Here is a 25,089-nt window from a genome sequence, read left to right as displayed (position 1 = left end):
TTAAGAAACAGAAAGCATTTAATGGATTGTATTTAGGATTACAGCCTGCCATAGAAAGGATTGAAAAGCTTCATGAAAAAATATCTAAAAAAAGCAGTATATACATTAATAGCCGCTGCCCTGATCGTAAGCTTAACCGGCTGTAAGGAGAAAACGGAGGATAAGCAGAAGGGGAAGGTTAATAATACACCTTCTGTGTCTGAAACCGTAACCCCTACAGAAGCAGAAGAAACGAAGGAAAACCGGGGAGAACTGGTTGTTACTGTTGGAAACAATAAAGTATATTACAATGAATCCATGTTGTACTTTATGTTTATGAAAGCTCAGTATGAAGCTTATTTCGGAGATGCAGTCTGGAGCTATGAAGTAAGTGATGGAACTACCTTTGAAGATCAGGCCAAGGAAGAGATTCTGAATCTTATTACCCAGACCAAGATCGTTGTTGACAAGTCCGAGGGTTATAATGTCGCGCTGACGGAAGAGGAAGAAGCCACGGTACTTGAGAATGCCGCAAACTATTTTTCAGGTATAACAGAAGCGGATAAAGAGAAATACGGTTTTACCGAAGATTTAATCCGTAAGTTCTACAGGGAGAATATGATTTACCAGAAGGTCTATGATGCAGTTACCATGAATGCGGATACAGAGGTTTTCGATGATGAAGCGAAGCAGATAACCGTTGATCATATACTCCTTAAGACTACAGTAAGCAAAGACGGAAAAGATGAACCTATGACCGAGGCAGAGAAGAAAACCGTCCGCAAGAGAGCTGTCCAGCTGTTAAAGGATGCCAAAGAAACAGAAGATTTTAAAAAGCTTGCAGAAGCCAATACCGAAGATTCACAGGTGGAATATACCTTTGGCAAAGGTGAAATGGTAGCGCCTTTTGAAGAAGCTGCCTTTGCTTTAAAAACCGGAGAATTAAGCCCTATTGTGGAAACGGAATACGGTTATCATATTATATACTGCGTCAGTGATTTTGACAAAGACGCTACTTTAGAGAAAAAAGAAGAAATCATTGAAGACAGGCAGAACGAATTGTTCAAGAAGCTTTATGAAGAATGGTCAAAGAATTATAAGGTAGAGGTAAAGGAAAAGGTTTGGACGGTTATGACCTTAAGAAACGAAAGCACAGAGGAGTCAGAGGGTGCTGAAGTTACAGGAGACGTAACGGCAACCCCTGCACCTTAGGCTTTTAGATCTTTGGTGAGCCACAAAGTCATCAGGGCGAGTGCTGTACCTAATACAATACCTCCAAGAACATCGGTTGGGTAATGGACAAACAGGTAAAGCCTTGAAAAGCCTATAAGGGCAGCAAGAATCAGAAAAATGCTGCCGCTTTTTCTTTCTCTGGCAAATAGGATCACGGCGGCTGTAAAAGATGACATGGTATGACCGGAAGGAAAAGAATAAGAAAGGGGGGCCCTTATCAGCTCAGGATATCCTGTTAATCTGGTAAAGGGCCTTTCTCGTGCAACGAGAGGTTTTAAGATTCCGTCACATAACAAAAGCTCAAAGATCAGCGCAAGGGTTAGTATAATACCCCATTTGCGGTTCTTTTGGGATAATACCAGTATAAGAGCGGTGGAAAGCCAGACAAGAGAAGAGTTACCAAGACTGGTGATAAATATCATAAGTCTATCTACAAAAGGAGTATGTAAATGCTCCGCAATAAAATATAAAAGAGTATCATCGAATTGCTGAATAATAGGGAACATAGGTACCTCATAAACCAGGATATATTTATACAATATGATAGCAGAATCCATATTATGCTGCAACTAAATGTAAGCCAAACTCATCTGGTTATTTACTAACATCTCATCTGTGGAGGATGCAGGAATCATATGCCTTCATGGATTTGCCGTGGAGGAAAGGCAGGGTATAAAGTTATGGGAAACAGAAACATAAAGATGATAATTGCATATGACGGCAGCAGGTATGCCGGCTGGCAGAGATTAAAGGAAGAGAGCGGTAAACGGTCCGTCCAGGCAGTCATAGAGGAAGCCATATTTCTATCCTTAAAGGAAGAGATAAAAATAATCGGGTCCGGCAGGACAGATAAAGGAGTCCATGCTCTCGGGCAAGCAGTTAATTTCTTCTGTAAATGCCAGGCAGAAGTAAAAGATATTAAGAGCAATCTGCAGAAGCTTTTGCCGGAGGATATCGCTATTCTTTCGTTAGAAGAGGCATCAGAGGACTTTCACAGCAGAAAAAGTGCAATTTCCAAAACCTATGAATACCGGTTTGAAACCAGTGAAATTCCCTCGGTATTTCTTCGTAAACAGGTATTTGCCCTGCAAAAAGAGCTGGATATCAAAGAAATGGAAAGAGCTGCTTCCTGGCTTATAGGCACACATGATTTTCGGGGGTTTTCCTCAGAGAAAAGAGAAGAGTTTAATACCATTAGAAGAATTGACAGCATTTCTGTCATTGAGACCGTTACGAAATGTCATCACCGGGAAATAAAAGAAATAAGGCTTTTAATCACCGGCAGCGGATTCCTTTATAACATGGTAAGAATTATTGCAGGAACGCTTCTGGAGGTCGGAGAGCATAAGAGAGCAGCAGAGGATATCAAAAATATTCTTGCTAGCAGAAAAAGGGATACAGCTGGAATAACATTACCCCCGGAAGGCCTCTATCTAAAAGAAGTAGTGTACAATAACGGTACATGATACCAGTATCAAAATAAAAGTTCTTCAATAAATGACGAAAAAAGCCACTCTGTCGAAAATAAAATTCATGATAAAATAATCCAACAGTGTATAATTTATTCCTTTTGACAAACAATAATAACCATAAGTACCACATTATGAATAGGATGCAAAATGGAGGAATAAAAGATGAAAGCAACAGGAATCGTTAGAAGAATAGATGACTTGGGACGTGTGGTAGTGCCGAAGGAAATCCGCCGTACATTAAGAATCAGAGAAGGAGATCCTTTAGAAATCTTCACAGACAGAGAAGGCGAAATCATTCTGAAAAAATATTCTCCCATCGGAGAATTGGGACAGTTCGCCAAGCAGTATGCTGATTCCCTTGCCCAGACAACAGGACATGTCATTGCCATATCTGATAAAGATCAGTTTGTGGCAGCCTCCGGCAGTATGAAGAGAGAACTTCTCTCTAAGCCCATAACACCTGAACTGGAACGAGTAATTGAAGACAGAGAGAATTTGCTGGCTTCCAAGGAAGACAAAAATTTTGTTCACATTGTGGCTGACGATGATACAGAGTACAACTATCAGGTAATCTGGCCAATAATCAGTGAAGGGGATGCAATTGGTTCGGTGATACTGCTTACAAAAGACCCTAAGGTTAAATTCGGGGATGTGGAGAATAAATTAGCAAGCACCGCAGCTTACTTTTTAGGAAGACAGATGGAACAGTAAATAGAAAACTGTATTAGCCTGATACAGACGGAAGCGTCAAAATTATCAGGCTTTTACAGTTTACCTTTATTTTTAGCGGATAATATTTTTCTTATATTATAGTTTGGGATAGTTATTATAAAGTTTATTATAAAGTTTATCAACCTCATGATAGGATTCAAGATCAAATAAATAATAGATATCATCGATTGCTATGCCTTGCGGAAAGATTCCTATTGTAATTGTGCTTTTATCTTTAAGGTTAATATAAATACTGTAGTATAGTTCATTGCTTTCATTTATATCGAATTTATCTGTTTTTCTAAGGTTCATATTCTTAAGTACATATAACATTTCTTTTATGTCTTCTGATTTATTAATAGCATAACCTTCATTTGTGTTTGAAATATATATTACATCGACTTCGGAAGTACTAACTCCCTTAAGGGTTGTTTGTCGGTAGTATAAAATAAAAAATGCAAAAAATATTAAAACACATAAACCGCCGCTAATAATAATTTTTATATGATTTTTCATTAAATTTCACTCCTCTTCAAAGATTTACTGCTTATTTGCTATTTAAATTAATTCTTTTGAATATGGGAAAAATGCCCTTGACAGATTATATATCATCATGTACTAAATATGTCAACTCAAAACATTATATTAAATTAACAAAATATAAAAAGCTATTCAATGAATTCATCTCAAATGGAGGACGAAAATTTCGATTTAATACTTTTGGTAAGACTCATTAACCTGAAGCTACTTTCTGGAATGTATTTTTTCCTCTGTTAGGTGGTCTGTGAAGAATTTTCGTGACAAACTGTAAACGGATGTGGTAAATTTAGGTCAGGAAATGAGGCGGTTCTGTGGGTGGAATTTAGCTGCAGGATAGTTTAATCATACAAGTGAGAATGAGAAAAGGAGTGAACCATGGATAAAAAGTACACCTTTGAAGAATTTATGGATATCATCAGATACCTAAGAAGCGATAAAGGCTGTCCCTGGGACAGAAAACAGACCCATGAAAGTCTGGAGCGATATATGTTGGAGGAAGCTTATGAAAGTGTTGAAGCGATTAGAAACGGCGACCTTGACAATCTTTGCGAAGAGCTGGGAGATGTACTTCTCCAGATAGCTCTTCATGCCTCTATAGCAGAAGAAAAAGGGGAATTTGGCATTGAGGATATTATCACCGCAGAAAGTGAAAAGATGATAAGACGCCATCCCCATGTATTTGCCAATCAGGAGGATATAGATGCGGGACAGGTGGTTAAGAACTGGGATGAGATTAAAAAAGAGGAGAAAAATCAAAAAAACACCTCAGATATTTTACTAAATATTCCCAAGGCTTTACCTGCTCTTGTAAGGGCGGAAAAGGCCATAAAGAAGGCCGGAAAAACGGAAGAGGAGAATTCACCTTCCGAAGTCTTAAAAAACCTTACAGAGAGCCTAATTCAGTTGAAAAAAGAGGTTGAAAATGGCGAGAGGGAACATTTGGAAGATAATTTTGAAAATTTACTGTTTCATATAGTAAATTTGTCGGTGATTTTGCATTTAAATGCAGAAAATTCCTTGACAAATGCCACTAATAAGTTTATAAATAGATTTGTAGATATCGAAGGACTTACTCAGAAAAAGCCACAAGTTTAAACGATATAACCAATGCCAGAGGCATTGAAGAAATGAAAATAATCCTAACGGTTATTTTAACAAATATTAATTACTTTAGAGGAGGAGTTAAATCCATGAACAAAGCCGAATTAGTTGCAGCAATTGCAGAGAAAACCGAATTATCCAAGAAGGATTCAGAGAAAGCATTAAAGGCTTTTATTGATGTTGTTACAGAAGAGCTTACAAAAGGTGAGAAAGTACAGTTAGTAGGTTTCGGAACTTTTGAAGTATCTGAAAGACCTGAAAGAACAGGAAGAAATCCTCAGACAAAAGAGGCTATAACAATCGCTGCATCTAAAGCTCCCAAGTTCAAAGCAGGAAAAGCTTTAAAGGATGTTATTAACGCATAGGACGAGTTAATCAAAGGAAGCTGATCAGGAATCGTGTTCACCGTATGGATAAGTGTGCTGCTTAAAAATGGAGGGACAGATTTTGGGACAGCTTCTTTTTTTGACTAAAAAATTATGAATCAGAGAGGTATTTATGAGACTGGATAAATTTTTGAAGGTATCAAGGCTGATTAAGCGAAGAACCATAGCCAATGAAGCGTGTGATGCCGGACGTGTAATGTTAAACGGAAAACCTGCCAAAGCATCGGCCAATGTGAAAGAGGGAGACATCATTGAGATAGGATTTGGCGGTAAAGCAGTTAAGGTTAAGGTGCTTAATGTACAGGAAACAGTGAGAAAAGACGATGCCAAAGACCTGTATGAATATATTGTCTAGCACAAAATCAACAAATATAGAACTTACGAAATCAACAAAAATAGAACTTGTACGTGGTAACAGCTACGATATAGGAATGAAATGAAAGGTCTTCTAATATACTGAAATAAAGTATATTAGGAGGCCTTTTTATGGAAGAGAAGCAGGGGTTACAGAAATTACATAAGGTCAGTTTAAATGCCAGAAGTCAGGCTATGATAACAGGGGTTAAGGATGTATTGAGTTTTGATGCCGGGGAAGTACTCTTAGAGACCGAGCAGGGGATCTTAATGATCAGGGGGAATGAACTTCATGTGAACCGTTTGACCCTGGAAAAGGGTGAGGTGGACGTAGACGGGAAAATAGACAGTCTGACCTATTCAGACGCCGGTGGATACGGAAAGTCCGGAGAGTCCCTGATCAGCAGACTGTTCAAATAAGCAGAAAGCTTAAATTAGCATAAGAAATTGTATGGGAGCGAAGTAGATGAATAGAGAGATATTGACTGAGCTTGAGTTTTTTGGTACCTGTTTGCTCTGGGGAGTTTATTTGTTAGTATTTTATGATGTATTCCGCATAATCCGGAGAGTATTTCCCAGAGGAGCGATCCTGGTTGGGATAGAGGACTTGCTGTATTGGACAGTCTCAAGCATTCTTATATTTCGCATGATGTATCAGCAGAATAACGGTATTATCAGGGGATTTGCCATTCTTGGTATTTTTCTTGGTATGCTTTTGTACCGCAATTTTTTAAGTGATCCCTTAGTTGATCTGATAGCAGGCTTCTTAAACAAAATTAAGGATACGATCTTTAAGGTTATTGGTCTGCTCTTGAAACCTTTTGTCCTGTTGGGACACCTGATTGCCAAAGGATTCCGTAAAGTATTCAAACTATTTAAATTTATTTTTGCTAATTTACAAAAATTCTTGAAAAAGAATAAAGAATCGAGTAAAATAAGCCTATCTGATAAGGAAAAAGGTGGTTAAATTTGAAGGGGCGGAATCATAGAAGAAAGAAAAGGCGGACAGGCCTGTTTCTGACAGCAGTTATGGTATTGTCTATTTGTGCTATCGTAACTTATAAGCAGCAGTCCTTAGACCTGGCTGAAGCGAAAGCAGATGAGAAAATCGAACAGTTGAACAAACAGATCGAGGATGAGAAACAAAGGGCAGAGGACATAGAAGAAAAGAAAGCGTATGTTCAGACCAAGAAGTTCATTGAAGAAATGGCAAGGGAAAAGTTCGGACTGGTTTACAAGGATGAGATTATATTCAAATCCGAAGAGTAAGTCTTGACAAAGTACCGGGCAGCGGTTATAATTGTCTTCGTTGCTTTTGGCGAAGTAGCTCAGTTGGCTAGAGCATGCGGTTCATACCCGCAGTGTCGGCGGTTCAAATCCGTCCTTCGCTATTGTTTTTTAAAGGATATATCGTATACGATATATCCTTTTTTTGCGTCAAAGATGGGGGTTTTCACAAGGGGACGGCAAATTGCGCAGAACAGAAAAAACTCATGCTTCGATTCCAAGGCATAAGAATTCCTAATTCTCTGGATATTTTGTGCTTGACATAATATAAAACTGATAACTCGCTGCGCTCAAACAATCAGTTTTATATTATAGCACAAAATATCCAGAGAAAAGGAATTCTAATGCCTTTCCATAGGCGCATTCGTTCTTTCTGTTCTGCGCAATTTGCCTGAAATCTAATGGAAAAAGGCCAGGTTGTAGGCATAAGATTATTTTGGTAAATACTTTATATTCAAAAGTTATAGCCTAAATTTTCGTATGCGTTTACTTCTGGAAAGAAAGCTTTTTGAACTTGTATGATTAATAGGAAATTGGTATTATGAAAAATGTGGAAAACTGGATTAAACCTGAGTTATTCCAGGAGGTAGTTTAATGGATTTTATTATCATACATGGTTCACCAGGTAATGGTAAGACGACGGTTGCTAAGGAAATACATAAACGGTTAGAAGGTCCTCCCTGGTTTGAGTTTGGCTGGATTCCGGAGTTTACAAAGAAGAATCCGTATACCAATATTTCGCAAAAAGAAGAGGAGCAGATGTCCTTTGAAAATTATATATTGGTTTGTAAGAATTATTATAAGCATGGATTTGAAAACGTGTTATTAACAGACCTGGATGATGTAAGGATGCTGGATATCCCCGAGGTTTTTAAGGATTATGATTATGTCATAGTTACACTATATTCTGAAGAGGATGCTGTTATCAAAGAACGTATTTTAACCAGAGATAATGGAAATGAATTTAGAAATTGGGAACAGTCAGTGAATGCTAACCGCCTGATAAGGAATAGAAGGACTCTTCCCAATGAATATCGTATACGCTCGGACAACCATACTCCTGAGCAGATAGTAGATATGATTGCTGAAATTTTAAAGAATCATATTAAAACTGAAAGCTTTAGCTTGGAGAAGTATGACAGAAGTGAATATTTTACCTATATAGAAGGATATTCTTATGAAAATTTGTAATGAGGTATCGTGAGTTACCATTGTTTTTTAATATATATAATGATTAGCCCTCAAATGGACTTTTTTATATATTAGATTAGCAATTTGCAGAAAAGCAAATTATTAATAATACTTTAAAACACTTTTTGAGCGATAATTATTAAAATATGTTTTTTAAAGTAAAAACTGATTAGCCCGTCAAAAGCCTGCTTCGTCTGATTTCAGGTGAATTGTACAAAACAGAAAGAACGAATGCGCCTATGGAAAGGTCTTAGAAGTCCTTTTCTCTGAAGATTTTGTGCTATCCTGTAAAACAGATTGTTTGAGCGAAGCGAGTTATCTGTTTTACAGGATGTCCAGCACAAAATCTTCAGAGAATTAGGACTTCTTATACCTTGAAATCGAAGCATGGGTTCTTTCTGTTTTGTGCAATTTACCGTCCCCTTGAGAAGAACCGCCCTTCTGACGCCCTATCTGATAAACAGTCTTATAATTGCATTGTAAAGTAATATTGTTGTTATTAATTACAGCTATTAGCCCTGTAGCCGCCGTTATGTTCAAATACATTCGGAGGTATAGGGGGTATTTTTATGAATCTGATTTATCTGACCTTAATCTGAATGTCTTAAACTTATTGAACTCTCTCTATTCGATTCTATCAGGCATCTGGCGGATTTCCTGTCAAAAAGTTTTTGTATAGGAAGACTCATTTTTGACAAAGATTTTAGTTGGACATCCCTATAATACAGGACTAAACGGACTGATGTGTACAGAGTAGGTGCGGTTGAACGGAAATTAGTACGGCTGAAGGACTAAGTACAGTTGTATGAAATAAGTATAGCCAAACGATATATGTACAGTTGTAATGAAATACGGCTGAACAAGTACAGCTAATATACGGTAAAGAGATAAGCCGTCAGCAAACAGTCCTTAATTAGAGGGAGGATTTAAATTAGATGAAAGAATTAAATGTTAGGAGAGTACTTGTAAGCTCTCTTGGAATTATTATGGCGCGTTCCGTGTTTATGGGAATAAATCCATTTGCCATGGGTTATCTGGCAGCTTTGTATCTGGAGCCTAAGAGCCGGATATTAACAGCGGTGATGGTGGCCTTGGGTATAATAACGGCAATGGACAGGACGGAGATGATTAAATACCTTATAGCCATTTTGGTTTTTTCTATCCTGATCTCCATGGCAGAGTATCGGAATAAAAAACTTTCCGTCTGGGCAATGGGTGGAGTCGCAGGGGGAGCTATTACTTTGCTGACCTGTTTTTATAGCACCTTAAGCAATGACTTCCTGCATTATGCTGTACTGGGACTGGCAGAAGGTATCATTGTTTTTGTTTCCAGTCTGATCTTTCGTAAGGGCCTTGGACCGGTACTGAATCCTCCCTTAAAAGGTGAGACCTTATCCAATGAAGAAATTGTTGGCTTGGCTGTTATGGGCGGTGTAATTATATATGGGATACCGGATATGAATTCTCTGGGGTTTTCGTTACCCTTAACCTGTGCTTTGTTTTGTATCCTTCTGACTGGTTTTCGGTATGGAGCCGGGTTTGGCGCGGTAATAGGTGCAGCCTGCGGTATTATAATGGCACTGAGAACCGGAGAGCTAAATCAGCTGGGAGTTATGTGTATGCTTGGCATCATCAGCGGAAGTTTTCGTGAAATGGGAAGGATACCGGATTTTCTGGCCTTTACCGGCGGGTTTCTGGTACTGGGAGAATTGTATAAAGATAGTAAATTTAACCTGGAAGGGTTTGGGGTATTGATTTCCTGTGCAGTATTATTTTTTTTATTGCCTAAAAGTCTGATATATGGAAAAAATAAAGAAGATAGAGGAAAAGAAGAGGAGGTTTTTGTTCATCAGAACCTGCAGAGTGTTGCCAGAGGAAAGCTGAGAGATTTCTCGGAATCCTTTCATAACCTTTCCGCAACCTTTCATTCCATCTCAGAACAGAAGGAGGAGCTTAATAAAGTAGACAAAAGAGAGCTCTTTGACAGGCTATCTGAAAAACTCTGCAAGGATTGTGAAAATTGCAGCCTGTGCTGGGAAGGACATTTTTATGAAACCTATGAAGGGGCTTTTCGTATTATGGAGCAGGTAAATGAAAACGGAACCGTATCCTTAAACGAAATACCCGTAGAATTCGCCTCCAGATGTATTTGCCTCGAAAACTTTCTGGAAGAAGCGAAAAAGAGTATTGAAATTGCAAGAATAAATATGGTCTGGAGCAATAAGCTTGCACAAAGCAGAGCTGCCATAGCAGAACAGCTGGGAGAAGTGGCGAATATTATTGATGACTTTTCCCTGGACTTATATAAGCCTTATGAGGGTGCGGACAGTAAGGAAAGAATCGCCCAGGCTTTGCGGCACAGTCATATCCAGGTGAAAAAGGTTGCTATCTTTGAAAAAAGAGACGGCAAACAGGAGATTTACCTGACGGCCAAGACGGAAAAAGGCCGGTGTATAACAGCGAAAGAGGCAGCAGGGATTATAGGGAGAGCCTGCGGCAAGGCCATAAGACCCTATGATGGCTGCAAAAAAGTAATTTCCAGGGAGATGGAGACCTTCACCTTTGTGGAAGATACGGACTATACTGTCTATACGGGTTTTGCCAGGATGAATAAAGATGGAAGTCCGGTATCAGGAGATAATTTCTCTTTCCTGAATCCTGACACCGGTACCTTTATGATGAGTCTGGCCGATGGAATGGGTTCCGGACCGGATGCCTGTGAAGAAAGCGAATCGGTAATTGAACTCCTGGAGCAATTTATGGAGGCTGGGTTTCGTAAGGAATCCGCTATTAAGCTGATTAATTCCATTTTGGTGCTCAGGGATAAGGCGGAGAGCTTTTCCACCATTGATCTGTCCATTATTAATCTCTATACCGGTTTTTGTGATTTTATCAAAATGGGAGCTGCTTCAACGTTCCTTAAGAAGTCTGGGGAAGTTGAGGTTATACATTCCAATGCGCTGCCGGCAGGAGTGGTGCATAGAGCAGATTATGAAATCGTCACCAGGAAGCTTTATGACGGGGAGTTTGTTATCATGGCTACGGATGGCGTAGTGGACTGCATTACCGGAGAAGAGAAGGAGGAGACGATTATCCAATTTATTCAGGAGCTAAAGACGAACAATCCCAAGGAAATGGCTAATGCAATACTTAACATGGCACTTGAACATAACGGCTGGGTGCCAGCAGATGATATGACAGTGCTGGTTGCGGGCTTTTGGAGCAAGACTTGATATTTCTTATTGTTTAAGTTACAATAAAAAAAATTAGTATATTTTAGGGTGCAGTAAGTATTCAGACACACCTTAACAAATGAATAATCAGTCATAAAAGAAAAACCTGAGTTGGAGTTATTCATGATTAATAAGATAAAACAGTATATCAGTAAATATAACATGCTTGAAAAGGGAGACCAGATTATTGTCGGAGTTTCCGGCGGAGCGGATTCGGTCTGCCTTTTTCATGTGCTTATGGAGTTGTCTGAAAGCTACGGACTGACCCTTTTTGTGATTCATGTGAATCACGGGATAAGAGGGGAAGAAGCTGACAGGGACGAAGAATTTGTCAGAAGCCTGTGTAAAGAGAGGGGAGTGTCCTTTACAGCGGTCTGTAAAGACATCCCTCTAATGGCGAAAACTCAGGGCTTATCTCTTGAAGAGGCAGGCAGAATAACCCGATATGAGGTTTTTAATCAGTATCTTAATGCATATAAGTGTAATAAAATTGCAATTGCACATAATAAAAATGATAATGCAGAAACAATACTCTTCAATCTGTTCAGGGGCAGCGCCTTAACCGGGCTCACAGGAATCAATCCGGTAAGGGGCAATATCATAAGACCCCTCTTATGCCTTGAAAGACAGGAAATTGAGGCTTATCTAAGCAATCGCAGTGCTGGTTATCTGGATGATTCCACGAACTTTACCCTGGACTATACCAGAAATAAAATACGTCATGGTATTCTTAAAAATGCCGCGGAGGTCAATAAGCAGGCTGTAAGCCATATCAGCGGGGCAGGAGACAGTTTGATGGAAATCGAAGCCTTTGTTGAGAAAATGACCCTTAAGGCCATGGATAGAGTACTGGTCAGAGGGAATAATGTGAAAAGGAATCTTTTTCCAGAAGAAAACATGAACTCTTCCGATAATAATACTGAGATAAAAGAAGCGTCACCTCAAGGAAAGGTACAGCTTTTAACGGAGGAGCTTCTGAAGGAAGACATTGTTATACAGAAAGAGCTGGTGCGAAAAGCCCTTTCTTTTCTTAGTGGCAGCTTAAAGGATCTGGAAGCTGTTCATGTTACGGCAGTGTTAGACCTTGTCAGCAAGCAGACAGGAAAACGGGTGAATCTACCCTATGGAATAACGGCAGTAAAGGAGTATAATCATATATCCTTTGTAAGAGATAAGAAGAACAGCAGCTGTGTTGATACATCTCCGCCTGAAAATGAGCTTAAACAGGAGCTAAACATACCGGGCAGAACTCCTTTGCCGGACAGGGAAATTAGTCTTATAACAGAAGTATTAAATTATAAAAAAAATATGATAATTCCACAAAATCTCTATACGAAATGGTTTGACTATGATAAAATTAAGGATACTGTGTTAATCCGTAAAAGAAAACAGGGGGATTACCTTTGCATTGATGCGAAAGGAAGCACAAAAAAATTAAAAGCCTATTTTATTGATGAAAAAGTACCAAGGCAGATAAGAGATGTCCAGCCTTTGTTAGCAGACGGCTCCCATATCATATGGGTAATCGGCGGCAGAATCAGCGAAGCCTATAAGGTGGATGAGAATACAAAGCGGATACTTCAGATAAAATTAACGGAGGAAAAAGAAAATGAATGAAAATATCAAAGTATTAATATCACAGGAAGAGGTAGATAAGAAGATTCGCAGTCTGGGAGAGCAGATCAGCAAGGACTATGCGGGAAAAGAACTGCATCTTATTTGTGTTTTAAAGGGAGGAGTATTTATTACCTGTGAATTGGCTAAGAATATAGATGTTCCCCTCTCTCTGGATTTTATGTCCGTATCCAGTTACGGAGATGGCTTTGTAAGCTCCGGAAGAGTTAAGATCATAAAAGATCTGGACGATTCCATTGAAGATAAGGAAGTGCTTATTGTAGAGGATATCATTGATTCCGGTAATACTTTAAAATATCTGGTAGATCTTTTATACAGCAGAAAACCTAAGAGTATAAAAATTTGTACCTTACTGGATAAACCGGACAGAAGAACTGCAGAAGTGAAAGTAGATTACGTAGGATTTCAGATACCCGATGAATTTGTGGTAGGCTATGGGCTGGATTATACCCAAAAATACAGAAACCTGCCCTATATCGGAGTTATTGAGCAATAGAAAGGAGGTCTGTCTGTGAAGAGACAACTGAAAGGATATGGAGCTTATCTCATTATCCTGGGAATTATTTTGGTCTTATCCCTTGTCCACCAGAATATAAGGAACAATCAAAGTGATCAGTACGAGTACAACAACTTTTTGGAGGATGTGTCAAAAGGTAATATAACCGATGTTAAGATCTATCAGAATCAGGAACCACCGACGGGAAGGGTTATCGTTACGTTAAAGGATAAGAACGTAAAGAAATTCTATGTACCGGATGTCAAAGAGGTAAGGGATCTTGCGGTTGCAAATTCCGATAAATTTACACATCAATTTTATGATGTGGCAAAACCTAACTGGTTTCTGACACTGCTGCCCTATCTGTTAGGGTTTGTAGTTATTATATTATTGTTTTCCTATATGTCCAATCAAGCTGCCGGAGGCGGCGGAGGCGGCAGTAAGGTTATGAACTTTGGCAAGAGCCGGGCGAAAATGACCACTGACGAGAATAAGAAGACTACGTTTAAGAATGTAGCAGGTCTTGAGGAAGAGAAAGAAGAGCTTCAGGAAATCGTGGATTTCTTAAAAACGCCCAAGAAATATACCCAGGTGGGAGCAAGAATACCAAAAGGTGTACTTTTAGAAGGACCTCCCGGAACCGGTAAGACTCTTCTTGCAAAAGCGGTAGCAGGAGAAGCAGGGGTACCTTTCTTTAGTATTTCAGGTTCTGATTTTGTTGAGATGTTTGTAGGTGTAGGTGCCTCCAGAGTTAGAGATTTGTTTGAGGATGCCAAGAAACATTCCCCTTGTATTATCTTTATTGATGAAATTGATGCCGTTGCCAGAAGAAGAGGAACCGGAATGGGCGGCGGACATGATGAAAGAGAACAGACATTAAATCAGCTGTTAGTAGAGATGGATGGCTTTGGTGTCAACGAAGGTATTATTGTCATGGCAGCCACCAACCGTGTGGATATTCTGGATCCTGCCATATTAAGGCCGGGACGTTTTGACCGTAAGGTATTAGTGGGAAGACCGGATGTAAAAGGCAGAGAAGAAATTCTTCAGGTTCACGCCAAAGGTAAGCCCTTAGGTGAGGATGTAGACTTAAAGAGGATTGCCCAGACCACTGCCGGCTTTACCGGTGCTGATCTTGAAAATCTCTTAAACGAAGCTGCAATCAGTGCAGCCAAAGAAAACCGCTCTTACATTGTTCATGAGGATATTAATAAATCCTTTATCAAAGTAGGTATCGGTACGGAGAAAAAGAGTAAGGTTATTTCTGATAAAGAAAAGAGGATTACAGCTTATCACGAAGCAGGGCATGCCATTCTCTTCCATCTTCTCCCTGATGTAGGACCTGTATATACAGTGTCTATTATTCCAACCGGAAACGGTGCGGCAGGATATACCATGCCTTTACCGGAAAAGGATGAGATGTTCCATACAAAGGGTGGTATGAAGCAGGATATTATTGTAGGCCTGGGAGGCCGTGCGGCAGAAGAGCTGATATTTGATGATATTACCACCGGGGCTTCTTCGGATATTAAAATGGCAACTAAGACTGCCAGAGCCATGATAACAAAATACGGTTTCTCCTCCACCGTAGGTATGGTTAATTATGACAGTGATGATGACGAAGTGTTTATCGGAAGAGATCTGGCCCATACCAGAAGCTACAGTGAAAATGTTGCCAGAATCATTGATGATGAAGTGAAAGGGATTATTGATAACTGCTACAGTGAAGCCAAGAGATTCCTTACAGAATATATGGATGTACTTCACAGCTGTGCGAAACTCTTAATTGAGAAAGAGCGAATTAACCGTGAAGAATTTGAAGCCCTGTTCCTGCACAGAGGAGATAATTCCAATCTTACCCAAAATGATGGCGGTAATACACCAATTTTAGAGGTTTAAGGACGGGTTACAAAAAAAGGCTGTAAAATATAAGGTTTTTATATAATATTTTCGGGGCTGTAAAAGCTAAAATGAGGTAAGTGAAAAAAACAGACAAAAAAATTTTTTAAAACATTTTATGTTTGTGCACACTTTTTGAATATATGGTGATATACTAATACTCGTAAACCCCAATACATTATATAGTTTTTGCTACACCCCATAAGTAACAAAATACCTTCTCCAAGAAAAGGACAGCATCGATGGCTGTCCTTTTCTTTGTCCAAAAATAGTTGAAATTTCTGGTTGCTATTTTTGAGTGTATGCTTTAATATACATTATCAGAGACAAATATTTCGGAAAGTTTCGTAAAATAAAAAGCAGGATTCAGGGTGCTGGCAAAATACCCTGACAAAAGGAAAGGTTTGTTTGATATATATGATAAATAAAAATGCGCTGTACAGTGACGGAACGATTGATTACAGAAACCCCATGGAACCGAAGGAATTCGAAGAGGTAATAATACGGTTACGAACTCAAAAGGGTGAATTAAGCGTCTTCTTGCATTTCTCCGGAAATAAGCAGGAATTTTCATCTGCTAAGATGGAGAAAACCCACAGTGATATATATTTCGACTATTATGAAAGCGTTATTGCATTAGAGAACTATGCGGTTAATTATTACTTCGAAATAACAGACGGTGAGCAGGCCTGTTATTACAACCGGGCAGGAGGAACCGATAAGCTGCAGGAGAAGTTTCATTTTACCTTAACTCCTGGCTTTCATACTCCTGATTGGGCGAAAGGTGCGGTTATGTATCAGATCTATGTGGACCGCTTTTATAACGGAGATGTAAGCAATGATGTTACCGACCGGGAGTATTATTATGTAGGGGAGTGTGTGACAAAGACAGAGGACTGGTATCAATATCCGGCATCTGTAGGCATCAGGGAATTCTATGGAGGAGACCTGTTAGGCGTTATTAAGAAAATGGATTATCTGAAAGACCTTGGTGTGGAAGTAATCTATCTGAATCCGGTGTTTGTTTCTCCCTCCAATCACAAATATGATACCCAGGATTATGACTATGTAGATCCGCATCTGGGAGTCATTGTAGAAGATAGTGAAGAAACTCTGCCAGAAGGCGTAAACGACAACCGTTTGGCAGGCCGTTACAAAAAGAGGGTTACAAGCAGGATTAATCTTGAGAAAAGCAACGAGCTGCTTATAAAACTGGTGGAGACTGCACATGAAAAAGGTATGAAAGTAATCTTAGACGGAGTCTTCAATCACTGCGGTTCATTTCATAAATGGCTTGACAGGGAAGGTATTTATGAAGGGAAAGAGGGCTTTAAGCCCGGTGCTTATTGGGAAAAAACCAGCCCTTACAGGGATTATTTTAATTTCAAAGAGGATAAATGGCCCGGTAACGGCAGCTATGACGGCTGGTGGGGGTATGAGACCCTGCCAAAGTTAAATTATGAGGGTTCCGATAAACTCTATGAAGAAATTCTTAAAATAGGAGCTAAGTGGGTAGCACCGCCTTTTAACTGCGACGGCTGGAGGCTTGATGTAGCTGCAGATTTAGGCCTGACCAGAGAGTTTAACCATCAATTCTGGAAGGACTTTAGAAAGGCAGTAAAGACAGCTAATCCGGAGGCAGTTATTCTGGCAGAGCATTACGGTGATTCGAAGGAATGGCTTTTAGGAGAAGAATGGGATACCGTAATGAACTACGATGCTTTTATGGAGCCGCTTACCTGGTTCCTGACAGGTATGGAAAAGCATAGTGATTCCTACGAGGAATCGCTGTATAATTCCGGAGCAGCTTTCGAAGGTCTGATGAAAAACGCTATGGTTGGAATGCAGACCACCTCTTTGTTAACCGCAATGAATGAACTCTCCAACCATGACCATTCCAGATTCTTAACCAGAACTAACAAAAGAGTGGGAAGAACGGCAACTGCAGGACCCCAGGCTGCGGATACAGGTATAGACCAGGGAGTGTTCCGGGAAGCAGTTACAGTACAGATGACCTGGCCCGGCGCACCTACAATTTACTACGGTGATGAAGCCGGCTTATGCGGCTGGACGGATCCGGATAACCGGAGAAGTTTTCCCTGGGGCAGAGAAGATCAGGAGCTGATTCAATTCCATAAGGATATTATAAATATTCATAAAACCTATGATACTTTAAAAACCGGTTCCCATCTGATGCTGCATGCTGATTATGGATATCTGTGCTATGGAAGATTTGACAAAAAGGATAAATTTATTATTGCCTTAAATAATACAGAAGCACCAATGGATGTGGAGATTGAAGCCTGGCGTATAGGAATCGGGGATAAGGAAACACTATCAAGACTGCTATTAACGAACAGAGATGGCTATTGTCTGGATTCAGAAATGTATTATACCAATGGAGGAGTATTAAAATTAACCCTTCCTCCGGTATCCTCGGTTATAATAAAGAATTTCTTCCAGGCATAAGTGTATTTTTATTATTTTTCGAATTTCATAAAAAATTTGTACAAAAGCACTTGAAATCTATATGTGACTGTGTTATAATCTAACCTTGTCAGAAAGATTTTAGATGCCGGCGTGGCGGAACTGGCAGACGCACAGGACTTAAAATCCTGCGGGCCTAATCGCCCGTACCGGTTCGATTCCGGTCGCCGGCATGACTTTTAAAATCTCATAATAGATTTGCGGGTGTAGTTCAATGGTAGAACACTAGCCTTCCAAGCTAGATACGTGGGTTCGATTCCCATCACCCGCTTTTTTCATGTCCATTTTTCCAAATGACACCCTGGCAGTCTTTGCTAAGGGAAGTGATGGAATGTAGCAAATCTATAAGTTTAAGTAAAAAATCCGAGCATACTAATTTTCAACCGAATGAAATGCGCTGACAGCTAAACGGCTGATGCGCTATTAATCAGAAAGGATGAGAAAGGTATGCTTAAAATAAATAACACGTTAAAATACATTCTATTTTTCTTTGTGGGAGGTTTCATCTATTGTGGCATTGAGACTTTGTTCAGAGGCTATTCCCACATTTCCATGCTGATTGCAGGCGGCATCTGTTTTCTTATAATCGATTTTATTAACCAGAAATACGGCCATGAAATTCCTCTTCCCGGGAAAATGTTTCTTGCTTCTCTGGCAATAACAGCAGTGGAACTGGTTGCGGGAATTATCGTTAATCTGTGGATGAATCTCAATGTCTGGGATTATTCAGAGCTTCCCTTAAATGCCTGGGGGCAGATATGTCCTTTGTTCAGCCTGGTGTGGTTTGTGCTGGCGGCGCCGGCTATCTGGCTGGACAATCAGCTTAGAGGATTTCTGGCAGGAAATAATGTGAGGGTGTAAAGACTTTGCAGTACGGGAGGTTTTGGGGGCGGACGATAATTCGAGGTTCTGTTTATACGTTTTGTTGTTCGAGAATCCCTATTCCACTAAAGCGGCAGGAACTGTTCCTGGCAGGTTAAATTAAACCAAACTCGCTGGTAATGTGTCTCAGTGTAAGCTGTTGTGCTCAAACAGTGGTTTAATTTAACCTAGTCACAGTTTCTGCCGCTTAAGTGGAATAAGGATTCTCTCAATACAAAACTACTAAACAGAACCTCAAATTATCTGTTTTTGATCATAACCTTTCAGTTTGCTGGTATTGATGTATGGAATTATGATTTTGGATATTGCGGTCTTTACAATCTGAGGTATATGAGAAGAGGTAGGGTTTTGAGAGAATGACATCCAGATTGTGAAACGCCAAGGATTTTAAGTATTATGGTAATAGTAGCCTGATGATAAAATTTCTTGAAGTATCTGTATCAAAGACTTTATGGGGATGAATCAATCTACTTTATGAGAAGCTGATGGATTTTTGTTATATTAAATGTATCCTTAATATAATGCAGTTCATGATTCAAATGAGCGATTAATAATTTTACTTCATCAGTTGGGTAATTACCAAAGCCGCACTTTCGATTTCACTTATTTATCATTATTATTATAATTTTACACCTGAAATATCTGTTGAGTGATGTTCAGCCTTATTTCAGTCGATAAAACTTGTTTCTTATGATACTGATAATACTGAACTGCATTCAAAATAAACGTTTATAAAAGTTTTGACACCTGATTATTTTCCATGAGTATAAAATCTCTATCCTGTTATTTCTTACGATTCTGATAATATTGAACTGCATTCAACATAAACGTTTGTAAAAGTTTTGACACCTTTTCCATAAGTACAAAATCTCTATCCTGTTATTTCTTACGGTGCTGATAATACTGAACTGTACTCAGCTTAAACTGCTAAAGTTTTTGACACCTAAATTTTCCATAAGTACGAATCTTATCGCGTTATATCTTTACATAAGATTTTCTAATTGACTTTTACTACGTAGACTCAGGCATCAAAAGCATATCCTTGAAAACAACCAGATGAGTTTGGCTTATATTCCTTCATCTCCATTGAAGGGTTCCTAAGGACACTTAAATGACAGCAGTTGTGACTAGGTGAAAGGATACCACTGTCTGAGCGCCTTTCAGCGAGTTTGGTATCCTTTCACCTGCCAGGAACAACTGCTGTCATTTTAGTGGAATTTGGAACTCTGAACAGGAGATGGAGGAATATAAGCCAAACTCATCGTCCGTTTCCCAAAACCCCTCCTTTCGCCTTTACCGTCCTTTACCAGTAAAGACAGGTTTCCTTTTCTTGTATGTTGTGTTAAAATAAGCATAAGCCTATGATTTTCAAGGTTTATGCTTATTTTGTTTTCACCTTATAAATTATTTATTATTTATCATAAGGATATGTATGGCATGAATAAGCGGTTTTATACGGTATAGACAGTTGCAGACACTATACCGAAAATTACTAGATAAGCAGAGGTGCAGCGGTTAAGCTCTGAAAGACGCTGTTTGCTGATAAGAGCGCGCCAAAGCACAATGGTGGTTAGATTGAAAGTTTTATTGGTAGGCATTAACGCAAAATATATTCACTCCAATCCGGCAATAAGAAGCCTTAGAAATTATGCATTGCCTTATAAGGATTGTATTACGATTTCTGAATATACCATTAATCAATATAAAGATGATATTCTTATGGATATCTATAAACAGAAACCGGATTTTATAGGAGTATCCTGCTATATATGGAATTTTGGTATGGTTAAGAAGGTGTGCAGGGAATTAAGAAAAGTATTGCCAGAGGTCAGGTTGTGGCTGGGTGGCCCGGAGGTTTCATATAATCCGGAGGCTCTTATGAAGGAGCTTCCCTTTATTGACGGTATTATGGCCGGTGAAGGGGAAGAGGCTTTTCTGGAACTTATGAAGTTTTATGTGGATGGTCAGGGAGAGCTCTTAATGATTAAGGGTATTTACTTTCGGGACGGCAGTAAAGAGAATTTAGTAGTTCAGACTCCTATTAGAGGGGAAATGGATATGGATAAGCTTCCGTTTCCTTATGAAGATTTATCTGAGCTTGAGAACAGGATTATTTATTATGAGTCCAGCAGGGGTTGCCCTTATTCCTGCAGCTATTGCCTTTCTTCGGAAAATAAAAGGGTTCGTTTTCGCAATGTGAAGAAGGTGGAGGAGGAACTGCTCTTTTTCCTTGAGAATAAGGTGCCTCAGGTTAAATTTGTAGACAGGACCTTTAACTGTAATCACAGCCATGCTATGGCGGTATGGCAGTTTATTAAGGAGCATGATAATGGAATTACGAATTTTCATTTTGAGATTGCAGGAGAAATTCTGAAAGCTGATGAAATAGAACTTCTTAATTCCATGCGTGAAGGGCTGGTTCAGCTGGAAATCGGTGTACAGTCTGCAAATGAGAATACACTGGATGCCATACACAGGAAGATGAGCCTTGAGAGAATCAAAGAGGTGGTTCATCAGATTCATAAGGGTGAGAATATTCATATTCATCTGGATTTGATTGCCGGTCTTCCGCTGGAGGATTTTCCTTCCTTTAGGGCTTCTTTTAACGAAGTATATGCCATGAAGCCGGATCAGCTTCAGCTGGGTTTCTTAAAGGTATTAAAGGGTTCTACCCTGAATCAGGAGCTATCCGGCAACCAATGGGATATTGTGTACCAGGAGGAACCGCCCTATGAAGTCCTTTATACCAAGTGGATCAGTTACGATGAAATCCTGTTACTTAAGAAAGTAGAAAGTATGACAGAGATTTATTATAACAGCGGACAGTTTGAGTATTCCTTAAAGTATCTGATGCACTTTTTTGAAACTCCTTTTGACTTCTTCCTTGAGCTGGGGAATTATTATGAGGAGTTAGGGCTTCACCTTATGAGTTCCTCCAGAATGGGAAGATATGAAACCCTGCTATCCTTCTTTGAACAAAGAACTGCAGCGGAGGGTAAAGAGGAAGTTAAGATACTAAAGAGCCTTATGGTTCATGACCTCTTTTGCCGGGAGAAGCTTAAGAGCAGACCCTCCTTTGCAGAGGATTATGAAGCTTATAAGAAGAAATATCAGCTGTTTTATCAGGACAAAGACAGAATAGCAGCAAGTCTGTTAAGAGATATCGGAACGGAGGATGTTAAAGGTGTGCTTCATATAGAGCATTATCCTTTTAATGTGTACGAGACAGCTGACTATGGCATAAGAACAGGGGATGAGCAGTTTATTCTGTATGATTATAAGAACAGGAATTCGCTTAATAAACAGGCAGGACAGGCAGTGGTGGTTTTATAGCTGCCTGCAAAATACATTTCTATCTTCTTTCATCAGATTTTAAGCTGCAGTCAGCGGCGGAATGGGAGAAATTATGGCAGTAAAAAGAATTACAAAAAAAGAACGGGAGAGAGTGGAGCAGATTCTTACTCTCCTGGACGAATATTATACAAGGGAATATAAGTGTTATCTGAATCACGATACTCCCTGGCAGCTGCTGATTGCTACAATCTTAAGTGCCCAATGCACTGATGAAAGGGTTAATATCGTTACAAAGGACCTTTTTGTTAAATATAAGAGACTTGAAGATTTTGCAGCGGCGGATTTAAGGGAGCTTGAGAGGGATATTCACAGTACCGGCTTTTATCATAATAAAGCAAAGAATATCATTGAATGTACAAAAGCGCTGATTAGAGATCACGGCGGCGTGGTTCCAAATGACATTGACGCATTGACAAAGCTTGCGGGAGTGGGAAGAAAGACTGCCAATGTTATCAGAGGAAATATATATCATGAGCCCAGCATTGTTGTTGATACCCATGTAAAACGTATATCCGGAAAGCTGGGATTTACCAAAGAGGAAGATCCGGTAAAGATTGAATTCGATCTTATGAAGGTTCTGCCAAAGGATCATTGGATCCTATATAACCTTCAGATTATTGCCCATGGCAGAAGCATTTGCACTGCCAGGAGCCCAAAATGCAATGAATGTTTTTTATTTGAGCAGTGTAAGTGGGAAAGTAAGTGGGATAATCTGAAATAACGAAGAGATTTTTAACACAACTTAAACAAAAGATTAGCGGATATCGAATTTAATTTAACCAGATATCCAGAAAAGAGGTTACAATGACAAAGAAAAACGGAATGATAACCTCCTTTGTATGCTTTGATATAGAGACCACAGGACTTTCACCGGAAGAGGATCATATTATCGAAATAGGTGCTGTCCGAGTAAAAGAGGGTAAAATAACAGAGTATTTTAATGAATTGATCAAACCGCCTTTACCCTTACCGGAAAATATCATCAAGCTTACGGGAATAACAGAAGAGATGCTTGCCAATGCAAGAACGGCTGCTGAAGTGGTGCCGGATTTTCTTAAATTTACCGGAGAAGATATCTTAATGGGGCATAATATAATGTTTGACTACAGCTTCATAAAGGTCAGTGCCGGGCACCTTGGACACAGCTTTGAAAGAGAAGGGATTGATACACTTAAGATCAGCAGGGGAACTATCCCTGAAAAAGAGAGCAAAAGCCTTGGAAGCTTATGTAATCGCTATAATGTGGTGAATCCAAGTGCCCACCGGGCATTCCACGATGCGAAAGCAACGGCTATGGTTTATGCATATATGTGCAATGAGTTTTTTGACAGCCACAGGGATGTTTTTAAGCAGCAGGTCTTATCCTATAAGGTAAAAAAGACCCAGCCCATCACTGCAAGTCAAAAAAATTACTTGAATGATTTATTAAAATATCATAAGATAGAGTATATGAATTCCATAGACAATCTGACAAGAAGCGAGGCTTCCAAACTGATTGACAGTATTATTCTTAACAAGGGAAGGTTAAATTATAAACCTGCGACATAACTATAAATCTAAGAATAATTAGAGTAGTTTATACAATAATATAGTGTATTAAGTACTTAGGAGATAGTAAGTGGTAATTTGGATTTTATAAAGTAAGGAATAGCAATCCATGGAGCAAAGAATGGAGAAACAATTAATCGGTTCCGGCAATACGGCAGAGGTCTTTGAATGGGGAGGTAATAAAGTCCTAAAGCTTTTTTACGAAGGCTACCCTGAACATGCAGTAGAAAATGAATACTCAAATGCATTGGCGGTAAAGGATTTCGATTTTCCTAAGCCCATTCCATATGACAGGCTTAAATATAAAGGCCGCTCCGGTATAGTATATGAAAAAGTGCTGGGAGAGTCACTGGAGGATTGGTTTTTTAAGACCGGCGATTTGGACAAATGTGCTTTTTATATGTCCTCACTCCATAAAAGAATGCTAAAGTTTGAATTGAAGGATTTACCTGATTATAAAGAGTTTCTAGCCTACCATATTCAAAATGCTAAGAGCTGTAAGATAACAGAAAAAGAAGAAGCCCTTCAAATACTTCAAAGATTACCTGAGGGTAATACCTTGTGTCATGGTGATTATCATCCAGGAAACATACTTGTATCCGGGACAGAGACCTATGTAATAGATTTTATGAATCTGTGCAGGGGGAGTTATTTATATGATATAGCCCGTACAGTATATTTATTAGAATATACACCTGTTTCTGAAAGTGTTACTGACAAAGAAGGTTTATTAAATATAAAAAGAACACTTGTGAAGAAATATTTATCCTATATGGGTATAAGAAAAGATATGATTAAGGATTATTTGCTTGTGATAGGTGTTGCCAGAGCTGGTGAGTGTCCGAATGAATTTATATGATTTGCAGTTTTTTGAAATGGTATTAATAAATTTAAATATAAGACAGAATATATTTGCTGTTAAGGAAATAAGAAAGAGGTGTCTCAATTGAATTTTAATAATCATAAAGTAAAAAGAGCTATATCTTTAGTGATAGTAGTAGTCCTGGTGCTGGCCATGGTAGCACCTATGCTTATCAATATTATATTTTAATAAAATATTGATATACATATGAATTATTGTTTATAATATACTTATCAGAAATCGTTTTTTGATTTCTGATAAAAGGCAGCGCTTTATGCTGCCGTAAATCGATAATAGGAATATATTTAAATTCCTATTATATACTTATCAGAAATCGCTTTTTGATTTCTGATAAAAGGCAGCGCTTTATGCTGCCGTAAATCGATAATAGGAATGTATTTAAATTCCTATTATATACTTATCAGAAATCGTTTTTTGA

The 25,089-nt window shown here is 39.0% G+C and carries 22 protein-coding genes and 3 tRNA genes; 23 read left to right on the top strand and 2 right to left on the bottom strand.

The window, feature by feature from the left end; all coding sequences use genetic code 11:
- Positions 1-72 precede the first annotated feature (72 nt).
- A complete protein-coding gene (locus BR73_RS0100920) occupies positions 73-1,191 on the top strand; it encodes a peptidylprolyl isomerase (protein ID WP_033164016.1) in 1,119 nt (372 codons plus the stop codon).
- Here BR73_RS0100920 and BR73_RS0100915 read toward each other — a convergent pair.
- Positions 1,188-1,718: a phosphatase PAP2 family protein gene (locus tag BR73_RS0100915; RefSeq protein ID WP_033166955.1), complete on the bottom strand. Its 531-nt coding sequence runs from the start codon at positions 1,716-1,718 to the stop codon at positions 1,188-1,190. The two genes, BR73_RS0100920 and BR73_RS0100915, sit on opposite strands and share 4 nt — an antisense overlap.
- Positions 1,719-1,892: 174 nt before the next feature.
- On the opposite strand from BR73_RS0100915, the gene truA reads away from it, so the two are divergent.
- Positions 1,893-2,678, top strand: coding sequence for a tRNA pseudouridine(38-40) synthase TruA (gene truA, locus BR73_RS0100910; RefSeq protein ID WP_033166954.1), 786 nt, complete (start codon positions 1,893-1,895; stop codon positions 2,676-2,678).
- A gap of 168 nt (positions 2,679-2,846) precedes the next feature.
- Entirely contained in the window at positions 2,847-3,395 is a 549-nt protein-coding gene (gene spoVT / locus BR73_RS0100905; protein WP_033164015.1) for a stage V sporulation protein T, read from the top strand.
- A gap of 96 nt (positions 3,396-3,491) precedes the next feature.
- Here spoVT and BR73_RS0100900 read toward each other — a convergent pair whose 3' ends face one another.
- Positions 3,492-3,911, bottom strand: coding sequence for a hypothetical protein (locus BR73_RS0100900; RefSeq protein WP_033164014.1), 420 nt, complete (start codon positions 3,909-3,911; stop codon positions 3,492-3,494).
- Between the two features lie 399 nt (positions 3,912-4,310).
- Here BR73_RS0100900 and mazG point away from each other — a divergent pair, with 399 nt between their 5' ends.
- The 20 genes from mazG to BR73_RS0100800 all read left to right on the top strand — a co-directional run bounded on the left by mazG (position 4,311) and on the right by BR73_RS0100800 (position 24,647).
- Positions 4,311-5,030 carry a nucleoside triphosphate pyrophosphohydrolase gene (mazG, locus tag BR73_RS0100895; RefSeq protein ID WP_051684878.1) on the top strand — a complete coding sequence of 240 codons (720 nt, stop codon included), beginning with the start codon at positions 4,311-4,313 and terminating at the stop codon, positions 5,028-5,030.
- A 95-nt stretch (positions 5,031-5,125) separates the two neighbouring features.
- Complete coding sequence (locus tag BR73_RS0100890) at positions 5,126-5,401, top strand: HU family DNA-binding protein (RefSeq protein ID WP_033164013.1); 276 nt, start codon at positions 5,126-5,128, stop codon at positions 5,399-5,401.
- Positions 5,402-5,534: 133 nt separating this feature from the next.
- Positions 5,535-5,777, top strand: a complete 243-nt coding sequence (locus BR73_RS0100885; protein ID WP_033164012.1) for an RNA-binding S4 domain-containing protein — start codon at positions 5,535-5,537, stop codon at positions 5,775-5,777.
- 131 nt (positions 5,778-5,908) lie between these two features.
- A complete protein-coding gene (yabP, locus tag BR73_RS0100880) occupies positions 5,909-6,196 on the top strand; it encodes a sporulation protein YabP (RefSeq protein ID WP_033164011.1) in 288 nt (95 codons plus the stop codon).
- 46 nt (positions 6,197-6,242) lie between these two features.
- Entirely contained in the window at positions 6,243-6,743 is a 501-nt protein-coding gene (yabQ, locus tag BR73_RS26975) for a spore cortex biosynthesis protein YabQ (protein WP_051684877.1), read from the top strand.
- 2 nt (positions 6,744-6,745) lie between these two features.
- The gene (locus tag BR73_RS0100870) at positions 6,746-7,045 is read left to right on the top strand and encodes a septum formation initiator family protein (RefSeq protein ID WP_033164010.1); all 300 of its coding nucleotides are present in this window, start codon (positions 6,746-6,748) and stop codon (positions 7,043-7,045) included.
- 48 nt (positions 7,046-7,093) lie between these two features.
- Positions 7,094-7,167, top strand: a tRNA-Met gene (locus BR73_RS0100865).
- 490 nt (positions 7,168-7,657) lie between these two features.
- Positions 7,658-8,254 (top strand): hypothetical protein, encoded by a 597-nt coding sequence (locus BR73_RS0100860; protein WP_033164009.1) that lies wholly within the window; start codon positions 7,658-7,660, stop codon positions 8,252-8,254.
- A 935-nt stretch (positions 8,255-9,189) separates the two neighbouring features.
- On the top strand, positions 9,190-11,487 hold the full coding sequence (gene spoIIE, locus BR73_RS0100855; protein WP_033164008.1) for a stage II sporulation protein E: 2,298 nt from the start codon (positions 9,190-9,192) through the stop codon (positions 11,485-11,487).
- A 123-nt stretch (positions 11,488-11,610) separates the two neighbouring features.
- Positions 11,611-13,104: a tRNA lysidine(34) synthetase TilS gene (gene tilS, locus BR73_RS0100850; RefSeq protein ID WP_033164007.1), complete on the top strand. Its 1,494-nt coding sequence runs from the start codon at positions 11,611-11,613 to the stop codon at positions 13,102-13,104.
- The gene (hpt, locus tag BR73_RS0100845; protein WP_033164006.1) at positions 13,097-13,618 is read left to right on the top strand and encodes a hypoxanthine phosphoribosyltransferase; all 522 of its coding nucleotides are present in this window, start codon (positions 13,097-13,099) and stop codon (positions 13,616-13,618) included. The genes tilS and hpt overlap by 8 nt, the downstream gene beginning before the upstream one ends.
- A 9-nt stretch (positions 13,619-13,627) precedes the next feature.
- Positions 13,628-15,517 carry an ATP-dependent zinc metalloprotease FtsH gene (ftsH, locus tag BR73_RS0100840; RefSeq protein ID WP_051684876.1) on the top strand — a complete coding sequence of 630 codons (1,890 nt, stop codon included), beginning with the start codon at positions 13,628-13,630 and terminating at the stop codon, positions 15,515-15,517.
- A 417-nt stretch (positions 15,518-15,934) separates the two neighbouring features.
- Positions 15,935-17,986, top strand: coding sequence for a glycoside hydrolase family 13 protein (locus BR73_RS0100835; RefSeq protein ID WP_081848728.1), 2,052 nt, complete (start codon positions 15,935-15,937; stop codon positions 17,984-17,986).
- 105 nt (positions 17,987-18,091) lie between these two features.
- A tRNA-Leu gene (locus BR73_RS0100830) sits at positions 18,092-18,177 on the top strand.
- Positions 18,178-18,204: 27 nt separating this feature from the next.
- Positions 18,205-18,275, top strand: a tRNA-Gly gene (locus BR73_RS0100825).
- 176 nt (positions 18,276-18,451) lie between these two features.
- Positions 18,452-18,865 carry a hypothetical protein gene (locus BR73_RS0100820; RefSeq protein ID WP_033164003.1) on the top strand — a complete coding sequence of 138 codons (414 nt, stop codon included), beginning with the start codon at positions 18,452-18,454 and terminating at the stop codon, positions 18,863-18,865.
- 1,596 nt (positions 18,866-20,461) lie between these two features.
- Positions 20,462-22,219, top strand: a complete 1,758-nt coding sequence (locus BR73_RS0100815; protein ID WP_156034560.1) for a B12-binding domain-containing radical SAM protein — start codon at positions 20,462-20,464, stop codon at positions 22,217-22,219.
- Between the two features lie 73 nt (positions 22,220-22,292).
- Positions 22,293-22,961 carry an endonuclease III gene (gene nth / locus BR73_RS0100810; protein ID WP_033164001.1) on the top strand — a complete coding sequence of 223 codons (669 nt, stop codon included), beginning with the start codon at positions 22,293-22,295 and terminating at the stop codon, positions 22,959-22,961.
- An 83-nt stretch (positions 22,962-23,044) separates the two neighbouring features.
- The gene (locus BR73_RS0100805; RefSeq protein ID WP_242860601.1) at positions 23,045-23,788 is read left to right on the top strand and encodes a 3'-5' exonuclease; all 744 of its coding nucleotides are present in this window, start codon (positions 23,045-23,047) and stop codon (positions 23,786-23,788) included.
- 121 nt (positions 23,789-23,909) lie between these two features.
- On the top strand, positions 23,910-24,647 hold the full coding sequence (locus BR73_RS0100800) for an aminoglycoside phosphotransferase family protein (protein ID WP_033164000.1): 738 nt from the start codon (positions 23,910-23,912) through the stop codon (positions 24,645-24,647).
- Positions 24,648-25,089: the final 442 nt, after the last annotated feature.

The organism is Clostridium sp. KNHs205 (assembly GCF_000702945.1).
In the GTDB taxonomy this organism is placed as follows: domain Bacteria; phylum Bacillota; class Clostridia; order Lachnospirales; family Lachnospiraceae; genus Anaerocolumna.
Note: the sequence above shows the minus strand (reverse complement) of the source record. Positions and strands in the feature narration are given on the sequence as shown.

What these genes read in the sequence shown, in the direction of transcription:
- BR73_RS0100805 (WP_242860601.1), top strand. Translation starts at nt 23,045, where the DNA reads ATGACAAAGAAAAACGGAATGATAACCTCCTTTGTATGCTTTGATATA.
- tilS (WP_033164007.1), top strand. Translation starts at nt 11,611, where the DNA reads ATGATTAATAAGATAAAACAGTATATCAGTAAATATAACATGCTTGAA.
- BR73_RS0100885 (WP_033164012.1), top strand. Translation starts at nt 5,535, where the DNA reads ATGAGACTGGATAAATTTTTGAAGGTATCAAGGCTGATTAAGCGAAGA.
- yabQ (WP_051684877.1), top strand. Translation starts at nt 6,243, where the DNA reads ATGAATAGAGAGATATTGACTGAGCTTGAGTTTTTTGGTACCTGTTTG.
- BR73_RS0100800 (WP_033164000.1), top strand. Translation starts at nt 23,910, where the DNA reads ATGGAGAAACAATTAATCGGTTCCGGCAATACGGCAGAGGTCTTTGAA.
- BR73_RS0100835 (WP_081848728.1), top strand. Translation starts at nt 15,935, where the DNA reads ATGATAAATAAAAATGCGCTGTACAGTGACGGAACGATTGATTACAGA.
- BR73_RS0100820 (WP_033164003.1), top strand. Translation starts at nt 18,452, where the DNA reads ATGCTTAAAATAAATAACACGTTAAAATACATTCTATTTTTCTTTGTG.
- spoIIE (WP_033164008.1), top strand. Translation starts at nt 9,190, where the DNA reads ATGAAAGAATTAAATGTTAGGAGAGTACTTGTAAGCTCTCTTGGAATT.
- BR73_RS0100890 (WP_033164013.1), top strand. Translation starts at nt 5,126, where the DNA reads ATGAACAAAGCCGAATTAGTTGCAGCAATTGCAGAGAAAACCGAATTA.
- yabP (WP_033164011.1), top strand. Translation starts at nt 5,909, where the DNA reads ATGGAAGAGAAGCAGGGGTTACAGAAATTACATAAGGTCAGTTTAAAT.
- BR73_RS0100920 (WP_033164016.1), top strand. Translation starts at nt 73, where the DNA reads ATGAAAAAATATCTAAAAAAAGCAGTATATACATTAATAGCCGCTGCC.
- nth (WP_033164001.1), top strand. Translation starts at nt 22,293, where the DNA reads ATGGCAGTAAAAAGAATTACAAAAAAAGAACGGGAGAGAGTGGAGCAG.
- hpt (WP_033164006.1), top strand. Translation starts at nt 13,097, where the DNA reads ATGAATGAAAATATCAAAGTATTAATATCACAGGAAGAGGTAGATAAG.
- BR73_RS0100915 (WP_033166955.1), bottom strand. Translation starts at nt 1,718, where the DNA reads ATGTTCCCTATTATTCAGCAATTCGATGATACTCTTTTATATTTTATT.
- BR73_RS0100900 (WP_033164014.1), bottom strand. Translation starts at nt 3,911, where the DNA reads ATGAAAAATCATATAAAAATTATTATTAGCGGCGGTTTATGTGTTTTA.
- mazG (WP_051684878.1), top strand. Translation starts at nt 4,311, where the DNA reads ATGGATAAAAAGTACACCTTTGAAGAATTTATGGATATCATCAGATAC.
- BR73_RS0100860 (WP_033164009.1), top strand. Translation starts at nt 7,658, where the DNA reads ATGGATTTTATTATCATACATGGTTCACCAGGTAATGGTAAGACGACG.
- truA (WP_033166954.1), top strand. Translation starts at nt 1,893, where the DNA reads ATGGGAAACAGAAACATAAAGATGATAATTGCATATGACGGCAGCAGG.
- spoVT (WP_033164015.1), top strand. Translation starts at nt 2,847, where the DNA reads ATGAAAGCAACAGGAATCGTTAGAAGAATAGATGACTTGGGACGTGTG.